At 74.3% G+C, this 9,756-nt stretch carries 8 protein-coding genes; 1 reads left to right on the forward strand and 7 read right to left on the reverse strand.

All coding sequences use genetic code 11. From position 1 onward, the window contains the following. Nucleotides 1-22: 22 nt before the first annotated feature. The 5 genes from BXA11_RS07215 to BXA11_RS07235 are packed head-to-tail and all read right to left on the reverse strand — an operon-like array spanning nt 23 to nt 7,007. The gene (locus BXA11_RS07215; RefSeq protein ID WP_076433765.1) at nt 23-1,156 is read right to left on the reverse strand and encodes a VWA domain-containing protein; all 1,134 of its coding nucleotides are present in this window, start codon (nt 1,154-1,156) and stop codon (nt 23-25) included. After that, entirely contained in the window at nt 1,156-3,555 is a 2,400-nt protein-coding gene (locus tag BXA11_RS07220; protein ID WP_143734124.1) for a DUF5682 family protein, read from the reverse strand. Before BXA11_RS07220 ends, BXA11_RS07215 begins: the two co-directional genes overlap by 1 nt. Next, complete coding sequence (locus BXA11_RS07225; RefSeq protein ID WP_030505305.1) at nt 3,545-4,612, reverse strand: ATP-binding protein; 1,068 nt, start codon at nt 4,610-4,612, stop codon at nt 3,545-3,547. The genes BXA11_RS07220 and BXA11_RS07225 overlap by 11 nt, the downstream gene beginning before the upstream one ends. Beyond that, nucleotides 4,609-5,994, reverse strand: coding sequence for a DUF5691 domain-containing protein (locus tag BXA11_RS07230; RefSeq protein WP_076433767.1), 1,386 nt, complete (start codon nt 5,992-5,994; stop codon nt 4,609-4,611). Before BXA11_RS07230 ends, BXA11_RS07225 begins: the two co-directional genes overlap by 4 nt. Beyond that, entirely contained in the window at nt 5,991-7,007 is a 1,017-nt protein-coding gene (locus BXA11_RS07235) for an SWIM zinc finger family protein (RefSeq protein ID WP_239104918.1), read from the reverse strand. The genes BXA11_RS07230 and BXA11_RS07235 overlap by 4 nt, the downstream gene beginning before the upstream one ends. Before the next feature lie 232 nt (nt 7,008-7,239). On the opposite strand from BXA11_RS07235, the gene BXA11_RS07240 reads away from it, so the two are divergent. Next, nucleotides 7,240-7,785 (forward strand): DinB family protein, encoded by a 546-nt coding sequence (locus BXA11_RS07240; protein WP_076433833.1) that lies wholly within the window; start codon nt 7,240-7,242, stop codon nt 7,783-7,785. Between the two features lie 69 nt (nt 7,786-7,854). Here the strand turns inward: BXA11_RS07240 and BXA11_RS07245 are convergent, their stop codons facing one another. After that, nucleotides 7,855-8,724 carry a fumarylacetoacetate hydrolase family protein gene (locus BXA11_RS07245; protein WP_083744026.1) on the reverse strand — a complete coding sequence of 290 codons (870 nt, stop codon included), beginning with the start codon at nt 8,722-8,724 and terminating at the stop codon, nt 7,855-7,857. A gap of 236 nt (nt 8,725-8,960) precedes the next feature. After that, a partial coding sequence (locus tag BXA11_RS44390; RefSeq protein WP_076433771.1) for a glycoside hydrolase family 11 protein occupies nt 8,961-9,756 on the reverse strand: 796 nt, incomplete at its 5' end.

Genomic DNA, 9,756 nt, shown 5'->3' on the forward strand with positions numbered 1-9,756 from the left:
GACATGATACGGACATTACAAATCACCGTCCTGACCCGAAAATGCGACCTTGGTCGTAAGACCGGCGCTCGATGGCGGCCGCCATGAGGCCGGGAAAGGCGTCCGGCGTGCAGGCGAACGCCGGCACGCCCATCGCGGCCAGCACCGCCGCGTTGTCGTGGTCGTACTGCGGCGTCCCCTCGTCCGACAGCGCGAGCAGCACGATCACCTGGACCCCGGCGGCGGTCATGGCGGCGATCCGGCGCAGCATCTCCTCCCGCGGCCCGCCCTCGTACAGGTCGCTGACCAGCAGGAAGATCGTGTCGGCCGGCCGGGTGACGAGTCTCTGGCAGTAGGCCACCGCCCGGTTGATGTCGGTGCCGCCGCCGAGCTGGGTGCCGAACAGCACCTCGACGGGGTCGTGCAGCCGATCGGTCAGGTCGGCCACAGCCGTGTCGAAGGCCACGAACGAGGTCTTGAGCGAACGCATCGAGGCGAGCACCGCGGCGAAGACGCCCGCGTACACCATCGAGGCCGCCATCGATCCGCTCTGGTCGACGGCCAGCACGACCTCCCGCTGGACGGCCCGCTGCCCTCGGGCGTACCCGACCAGCCGGGACGGCACGACGGTCTTCCGCTCGGGCAGGTAGTTGCGCAGGTTCGCCCGGATCGTACGGTTCCAGTCGACCTCGGCCGCCCTCCTGGGCCGGTGGGTCCTGGCCGAGCGGTCGAGCGCGCCGCTGACGGCCGTCAGGGTGCGCCGCGTGAGTCGCGCCTCCAGCTCCCGCACGACCGTGCGGACGACGGACCTGGCCGACTCGCGGGCCCGCTCCGGCATAAGCCGGCTCAGCGACAGCAGCGTGCCCACCAGGTGCACGTCGGGCTCCACGGCCTCCAGCATCTCGGGCTCCAGCAGGAGCCGGGTCAGGTCGAGCCGGTCGATGGCGTCCTTCTGCATGACCTGCACGACCCCCGAGGGGAAGTGCTCCCTGATGTCCCCCAGCCATCGGGCCACCCGGGGCGCGGACGCGCCGAGGCCGGCGCCGCGCCGCTCCTGCCCGTCGTAGAGGGCCGCGAGGGCGGCGTCCATCCGGGCGTCCGCTCCTTCCAGCGTGCCCTCCGCCGCGCCGCCCAGCACCAGCCGCCAGCGGCGCGACCGCTCGTCCTCGCCCTCCATCAGAGCCTCCCGCCCGTCTCGCGCCCCAGGATGTCGCGCACGGTCCGCACGGCCCCCGCCGCCAGCCCGTCGTCGTAGCCCGCCTCCTCGTCGCCGCCCGGCGAACCGGCGCGGAGCGCGCCGCCTGAGCGGACCCTGCGGCCGATCATCCGCCGCTCGGGCGCAGGGACCGCCCCGAACGTGCGCCGCAGCAGCGGCAGCACGTCCACGAACGCCTCGGGTGACAGGCCGGTGAGCCAGGCGTCCACGGTGGCCAGCAGGCGCGGGTCGTGGACGAGCAGCAGGCCGCCCCCGGACAGGAAGCCCTCCATCCAGGCCGCCGACCGGGCCGGGGGGTTGCCGGACGACATCGACCGCGCCATGCGGGCGGCGACGTCGTCCTCCAGCGCCTCGGCGTCGAACAGGATCCGCACGATCCGGCCGTCGAGCAGCCCCGGCAGGTCGTCGCGCCGGGCGATCCCGGCCAGCGTCGCGAGCCACCGGCCGCCGCCCATCAACGCGGCGGCGGTGTGGACGCCGTCCATCAACGCCGCCATCTCGCGGGCCGCGTCCTCGTCCAGCCCCGTGAGGGCGGGGGACAGCCCGGCGCAGATCCGCGCGAGCATCGACTCGGTGACGCCCGTGAGGCCCTCGGTGCCGCGCACGTCCCCGTACCTGCGGGCCCGCACGAGCGCGGGTAGGGCCCCCATGAGGTGACGCACCTCGCCGTCGAGCGCCGCCCGGTCCTCTATGCGCCCCAGGACGTACGGCAGCGCGTCCGGCAGGTGGGCGAGCAGGCAGCGCTCGACCAGCGCGGCCAGCTCCGGCAGACCCGCGCCGCCCGCGAGGTCGCGCACGCGGGCCGTCGCCGCCGCCTCGACCGTGATCCCCCACACGGCGGCCTCGATGAGGGCCACGTCGAGCTCCGGACGCCACTCAAGCGACCACGACTCCTTGAACGTTCCCTTGCTCCGGGCCCGCCGTGGCGTCCCCCAGGGCACGCCCAGCAGGGCGAGCCGGTGCAGCAGACGGCTGCGGCCGAGGTCGAGCGGCCTGCGCAGGTCGAGGTCGTGCTCCCCGGCCATGACCTCGGGCTTCATGCGCAGCTGCCGCTGCTCGTCGCGCAGGTCCCGCCGCAGCGGCACCATCGGCGTGGCGTCCGGCACCCGCCCGAGCCGCTCCCCCACGACCATCCGCCGCTGGACCAGCTCGACCGGCAGCTCGTCGCCGCCGCACAGCACCGCCCTGACCGCATCGGTGACCTCCGGCAGACCGGCGAGCGGCCTGCCGCGCAGCGTCGCCAGGCTCTCGGCCAGCCGTACGGCCTCGATGACGTCCGCGGAGGAGACGGGCAGGTCCTCCTCCCGCAGGATCGCGGCGGCGCCCGCGAGCCAGCGCTCCACCGGGCGGTCGGGCACCGTGAACAGGTGCTCGTACCACCCGGGCGCGGCGACGCCCGCGCCGTAGCCCGCGCCCGCGGCGAGCCGTCCGTGGGTCCACGGCACCCACGTCATCTCGACCCTGACCTTCGGCATGCCGCGCAGCAGCCGCTCGTCCTCGGCCGCGGAAGGCAGACGGCCGGGCCCGTCCAGCGCGTACGGGCCGGGCCCGGCGGCCGGGCCGGGCGGGGTCAGCGCCGGCAGGTGCCAGGCTCCGCAGACCACCGCGATCCGGCTGAAGCCCTCCCGCGCCGCCTTCCGCAGCGTCCTGCGCATGTAGGCCTCGCGCCGGGCCTCGACGCCCTCCGCGACGTGCCCCTCGCGCACGGCCCGCATCGCCTCCGCGACCACGTCGAGCGTCCGGGCCTCGCCCCGGTGCTCGACCAGGTCCTCCCACCACCGCTCCGGGTCGTCGTACCCCGCCGCGCGGGCGAGCTCGCCGATGGGATCGCGGCGTACGGGGTCGGCGTCGAGCGCGAGACTGTGCGCGGCGGGCAGGTCGCAGAACCGCACCTCGACGCCCGCCCTGGCGGCGTAGGCGATGGCCTGCCATTCCGGTGAGAACTCCGCGAACGGCCAGAAGGCGGCCCGCGACGGCTCCCCCGGCACGTACGCCAGCAGCGCGACGGGCGGGCGCATGCCGGGATCGGCGGCGAGCGCCACCAGGCCGTCGGCCTCGGGAGGGCCCTCGACGAGCACCAGATCGGGCCGGATCCTGTCCAGCTCGTCACGCACGGCCCTGGCCGAACCCGGCCCGTGGTGCCGCACCCCCAGCACCGACAAGCGCGGCACCGGCAGACCGGGCACCGGCGCCTCCGGCCCGTCCTCGCCGCCTCCCGCGCGGCTCCGGTCGTCGCGGCCGTCCCCGCGCCGGGAACCGCCCCGGTCGCCGCTCAGGCCGCCGCCCAGGCCACCGCCTTGGCCGCCGTCCGGGCCTCCGTCCGGGCCGGTCAGGGCGCCGTCGGCGATCTCAGCCGGCATCGCGGCAGGCCCGGTAGAAGTCGCGCCAGTCGTCGCGGTCACGGACGACCGTCTCCAGATACTCCTGCCAGACCACGCGGTCGGACACCGGGTCCTGGACCACCGCCCCCACGATGCCGCCAGCGACGTCGGCCGGGCGCAGCACGCCGTCCCCGAAGTGAGCCGCGAGCACGATCCCGTTGGTGACGACCGAGATGGCCTCCGCGGTGCTGAGCGTGCCGCTGGGCGACTTCACCTTGGTCCGCCCGTCGGAGGTGACGCCCGCGCGCAGCTCCCGGAAGACCGTCACCACGCGGCGGATCTCCTCCATCCCGGTCACGGTCTCCGGCAGCTCCAGGGCTCGGCCGAGCTGCGCCACGCGCCGGGCCACGATGCCGACCTCCTCCTCCGTGCTGGCGGGGACCGGCAGCACGACGGTGTTGAACCGCCTGCGCAGCGCGCTCGACAGGTCGTTGACCCCGCGGTCGCGGTCGTTGGCGGTCGCGATGACGTTGAAGCCCTTGGCCGCCTGCACCTCCTCCCCCAGCTCCGCGATCGGCAGCGTCTTCTCCGACAGCAGGGTGATCAGGGCGTCCTGTACGTCGGACGGCATGCGGGTGAGCTCCTCGACCCTGGCCAGCCGTCCCTCCGCCATGGCCCGCATGACCGGGCTCGGGGTCAGCGCCCCGCGGGAAGGGCCCTCCGACAGCAGCCGCGCGTAGTTCCACCCGTAGCGGACGGCCTCCTCCGCCGTGCCTGCCGTGCCCTGCACGAGCAGGGTCGAGTCGCCGCTGATCGCCGCGGCGAGGTGCTCGGACAACCAGGTCTTGGCCGTGCCGGGCACGCCGAGCAGCAGCAGCGCCCTGTCGGTGGCGAGCGTCGCCACGGCGACCTCGACGATCCTGCGCGGGCCGATGTACTTCGGCGTGATCTGGCCGCCGTCCCCCAGCACGTAGGTCGTCACCGCCCAGGGCGACAGCCGCCAGCCCGGCGGGCGTGGCCGGTCGTCGGTCTTCGCGAGGATCGTCAGCTCGTCGGCGAACTGGTCCTCCGCGTGCGGGCGCAGAACGCTGGTCACTCAAGCTCCTTCAGCATCTCGAAACGGAACCGCAGGGTCGCGGCCAGTTCGGGGACCTCCCCGGCGTACTCGTGCATCGCTGGGTCGAACCGCTCCCCCGCCAGCCGGATCAGCTCGCCGGCGTTCCACGGCTGCGTCCGCGTGGTCTCGACGATCTTGTTGAGCACGGCCCTCGCCAGCCGCTGCCCCCACGGCCGCGGCACGCCGCCCAGCATCATGACCATCTGACCGTCCACGGGATGGCCCGCCACGAGTTCCGCCGCCCGGCGGGACCGCTCCTCCGGCGGGAGCACGGCCAGCAGATCGGTCAGCGGCTCGGCCTCGAACAGGGCACGCGCCCACGTCGCGTCCCGCTGCAGGATGGCGGCCCTGGTCCAGCCCATGCGGACCTCCCGCTGCCAGTCGCCGATCCGGGCCGCCGCGATCTCGTCCGGCGGCATGCCGAGGTGATCCGGCCAGAACGACAGCGGCGTGTGCGCCACCACCTGCTGGAGCCACCAGCCCCGCGTCTCCATGCCGGCGGGCGGTCGCGCCCTGACGCCGTCGCGCTCCATCGCGTCGTCGCAGTGCGGCGGCGGCTCGGCCCGGAGCCGCGAGCCGTTCCCGGTCACGAGACGGCGCGCCCGTGCGGTCATGCGCAGGGCCAGCCGGGACCGGGGCAGGCGGGTGAGGATGTCGGCGGCGGCCTGCCGCACCTCACGGCGCCGGTCGTCGAGCGCCGCCTCCAGGAACGGTTCGTCGGCCATGCCGAGACCGTCGGCGAGGATCGTCACGAAGACGGCCCTGTCCTCCGGCGTCTCCGCGCTCCAGCCACGGTCGAGCAACTCCCGGGCGGCGGCGGGGTCGCGGCGCCGCAAGGCGGCCAGGAAGGCACGCCTGTCGCCGCTCGTGCCGAGCTCCCACACCTCGTCGGGCGGCACGTGCGCCGGCTCCGCCAGCAGATAGGCCCAGGCCGGGTTGAGACCGGCGAGCCAGCGGCCCCGGACTCCGGTGACCGCCCCCAGGCAGGCGCGGATCGAGCGGTCTCGCGCCCCGAGGTCGAGCAGCCCGGGGATCATCTCGGCCGGGACCCGAACCCGCCGCGCGGCGGCCGTCTCCAGCCACTCGGTCAGCAGCCTGCCCTGCTCACCCGCGAGCATGCGGGCGAGCCGGTCCGCGGCGGCGCCGGGCACGAGTGGCATCGTCTCGGCCGCCGCGGGGGCCGGCGGCCTGCCCCTGCCCGGCCGCCGCCCCGCGCGCATCCGCACCACCTGCTCGGCGGCCCGCTCCAGCAGACTCTCCGGCGGGACGGCGCGGCGGTCGGCGCCCACCAGCGCGGTGGAGACCAGCTCCTCCCACGGCACCCGTCCGGCCTCCCATCCTCCGGGAACGGCCCGCGTCATAACCGCACCGCCCCGCCGTCCTCGTTCCACACCGTCAGCGGGAGCAGCCCGCGCGGCGTCCATTCGGCGGCGACCGTCACCGGCCGCCCGCCGGAGACGGCCAGCAGGCGCCACGGGACGCCCGCGGACGGATGCAGCGGCAGTGCGTTCCCCTCGTCGTCCGCGAGGCCGTCCAGGCAGGCAACGGCCCCGTCGAGCACCAGCGGCCAGGAGTCGCTCCAGGGGTCGGCCGCGAGCACCTCGGCGATCAGGGCGGGCACCTGGGAGACCTTGGTCCCCGGGGGCGGCCCCGCGTCGACGAGGCCCCGGCGCTCGGCCAGCAGGGCGCGCAGCGGCGAGGCCCCCGGATAGAAGGCCAGGTCGGCGTCGATCGTCGCGCCGGGCGGCGGGAACGACTCGAGCGGCTGCCCGACCGGCGAGAACGACAGCACCATCGCCAGGCGGCCCGTCGTGCGCCCGGCCAGCCACACGCGCCGGGCGACCAGCCGGTCCTGCTCCTCGTCCCGGCAGCCGACGACATCCCAGTGGTCCCGCACCGCCGGGGTCGCCAGGACGGACTCCCGCGTGACGGGGTAGCCGACCCGCGCCCGCACGGTCTGCCGCAACGGCTCGGGCAGCGCGGCGGCGCGGCGATGGGCGACCGCGAGCAGACGAAGCAGCGCGTACTCCCCGAGCAGAAGACCCGGCCAGTCCTCGGCGCCGAGCACCCGTGTGAGACGGGTGACCGTCCCCGCCGCACCCGGCGCCTGCGCGTCCACCAGCCGTCTGGCGAGGTCGTCCCACTCGGCCGGCGCCGACTGGCGTGCCTGCGCGATCCCCTGCCCGATCTGGTCGGCCAGCCAACGCTCCAGCTCCGACAGTCCAACGGCGACCCTGCTCTCCCGCTGCTCGGCCTGGGTGCGCCTGGCCGCCACCCGGCCACCGGCCCCGATGCCGGCCCCGGCACCGGCTCGGGCGCCGCCCGCCTCGGCGTCACCCGCGTTCCGGGTCGCGGCCTGGCCCCACCGTCTCATCACCCGCCGCACAGTAGCCCCGTGCTCCGACAATTAGCCTCGCTCGCCAGGCGGGGCCGGTCCGATCCCTGCCTCTCCAGTGCCGCGAGCGCGATGACACCGGTCCCGGCGGCGATGCCGAGCACGCGCCGCCGGCTCTCTCCTGCCGAGGAGAGGGGGGTCACACACCTCGCACGTGGCCGTGGGCCGCGCCCGGGCGGAAGTGTCGGTGCCGTCTGGCAGGGTCGGTCCCGTGAACGAGATACCCGAGGCGAACTACTCGAAGAAGTGGGACGGCGATTCCCGGTCCTCCCCGCCCCTCGTCGGCGACGAGCGGGAGATCCTCACGGCCTTCCTCGACTGGCACCGCGGGACGTTCGCGCTGAAGTGCTCGGGAGTCCCGGCGGATCGGCTGTCGGACAAGGGGGTGCCGCCGTCCGGGCTCAGCCTCCACGGGATCCTCCGGCACCTCGCGGCCGTGGAGCGGTGGTGGTTCCGCATCCAGTTCGCCGGTGAGGACGTCCCGCTCCTCTACTACTCAGACGACGACCCCGCCCAGGACTTCGAGGATCTGGGCGGTGACGTCGAGGAGGCGTTCGCCGTGTGGCGGGCGGAGTGCGAGCGCTCCGGTGAGATCGTCGCCGCCGCCCGCTCGCTGGACGAGACCGGCGTCCACCGTGCCACCGGGCAGCCGGTCTCGCTGCGCCGCATCCTGGTGAACATGATCGCCGAATACGCGCGCCACAACGGGCATGCCGACCTGCTCCGCGAGCGGATCGACGGCGCTACCGGCCATTGAGGAAGATGAGCCGGGCGGTTCCCGGCGATCACCCGTCACCGGCGAACGCGAGCCGGCCGGCTCTCCACGTCAGGGGCCGACGTCCGCGACAGTGCCCACCGGGGTGACCAGACGGCCCAGGCCGTCGATCTCGATGCGCACCTCGTCGCCCGGCGTCAGCGTGAAGTCCGACTCCGGCACCAGGCAGGTGCCGGTGGCCAGGACCACCCCGTACGGATAACGGTCGGCGCGCAGGAGGTGCTCGACGAGGTCGTCGATCCGCCGGTGGAGCGACTCGGTGCTCGCCGAGCCCGTCCAGATCTCCCGGGAGCCGCGGGAGATGCCGAGACGGATGCCGAGAGCGTAGGGGTCCGGGACCTCCCAGGCGGGGCGGATGCCCGGCCCCAGCGCGGTCGCGCCGAGGTAGACCTTCGCCTGCGGGAGGTACAGCGGGTTCTCGCCCTCGATGGAACGAGAGCTCACGTCGTCGCAGATCGTGTAACCGGCGATCTCCCCGTTGGCGCAGACGACCACGGCCAGCTCCGGCTCCGGGACGTTCCAGGACGAGTCGGGCCGTACGGCGATCGCCTGCCCGTGCCCGCGCACCCGCCAGCCGAGCGACTTGAAGAACAGCTCGGGGCGGGGAGCGTCGTACACCATCTCGTAGACATCGGGGGCGCGGCTCTCCTCTCTGCGCGCCTCCCGGGATCTGCGGTAGGTGACCCCGGCGGCCCAGACCTCCGTCCAGCGGTCCACGGGGGCCGCGAGCGAGGCCAGCGTCACGACCTCACCGGTCACCGCCCCGAGGGACCGGCGGAAGTGGCCGAGGCCGGACGAGAGCGCCGCCCCGAGCGAGAAGTCCTCGGGGAGCAGGCGATCGCCCTCCTCGCCGCGGACCGCCCAGCGGGCGGGGCCGGAGGCGCCGGCCTCTCCGGCGAGGTGACCGCGAACAAGTCGCATCGGTATGTGCCCTCACGAGTCGGCGGGTTGTTCCTCATCGGTGACTGCCGCGCCCATCGTGCTATGAGTCCGGCCCGGCACAAGGAAGGCGCCGCGTGCGCGGTTCTCACAGTCCTCCATCGACATCGGCACGGGAAGGCCCGTCGGGGGAATGCTCCGGTGCGGCGGATGCCGCCGCACCGGAGCCCCCTCACCAGAAGGAAAGGATCAGCAGGCGGGGAGTGCGGCCCCGGGCGTCAGCTCCGCGACCACTTCTGGTTGTTGCCGCCCCAGCAGGAGTACAGCTGGAGCTGGGTGCCGTTGCCGGTGCCCTGTCCGGCGGCGTCCAGGCACAGGTTCGACTGGACGCCGACGATGGTGCCGTCGGAGTTGAGGCGCCACTTCTGGTTGTCGCCGCCCCAGCAGCTGTAGATCTGAACCTTCGCGCCGTTGCCGGTGCCGGCGGCGTCCAGGCACTTGTTGCCGTAGACCTGCAGTTCCTGCGAGGAGGTGTAGTTCCACTGCTGGTTGCTCTGACCGTTGCAGTCGTACAGCTGCACCTGGGTGCCGTCCGAGGTGCTGGCGTTGGGCACGTCGACGCACCGGCCGGAGGCGACGCCCTTGATCGGCCCGCCACCGCCGCTCGGGGGCGGCGTGGAGCCACCGCCGCCGCCACCGCCGCCGCCGCCGGAGGAGCCGCCGATGGTGATGTTGGAGCTGCCGCTGCTCTGGTAGCCCTCGGTCGCCAGGATCTGGTAGTCGTGGTTGCCCAGGGACATGCCGGCGCGGGCCCAGGCGTCGAAGTGGTTGCCGACGGTGATGGTGCCGCCGGTCCTCTTCTGCTGACGGACGCTCCAGTACTGGTTGAAGGTCTGGTTGCCGTCGATGGAAGGCGCGTTGTAACGCGTCGTCTGGTAGATGTCGTAGGTGCCGCCGTCGGAGGTCACGGTGCCCTTGAAGGTGCCCGTGGGCCGGTAGGTGCCCCAGTTCTCGACGATGTAGTACTCCACCAGCGGGCTCCGCGTCCACCCGTACAGCGCCAGGTAGGCGTTG

This window comes from Microbispora rosea (assembly GCF_900156315.1).
GTDB classification, from domain to species: Bacteria; Actinomycetota; Actinomycetes; order Streptosporangiales; family Streptosporangiaceae; genus Microbispora; species Microbispora rosea.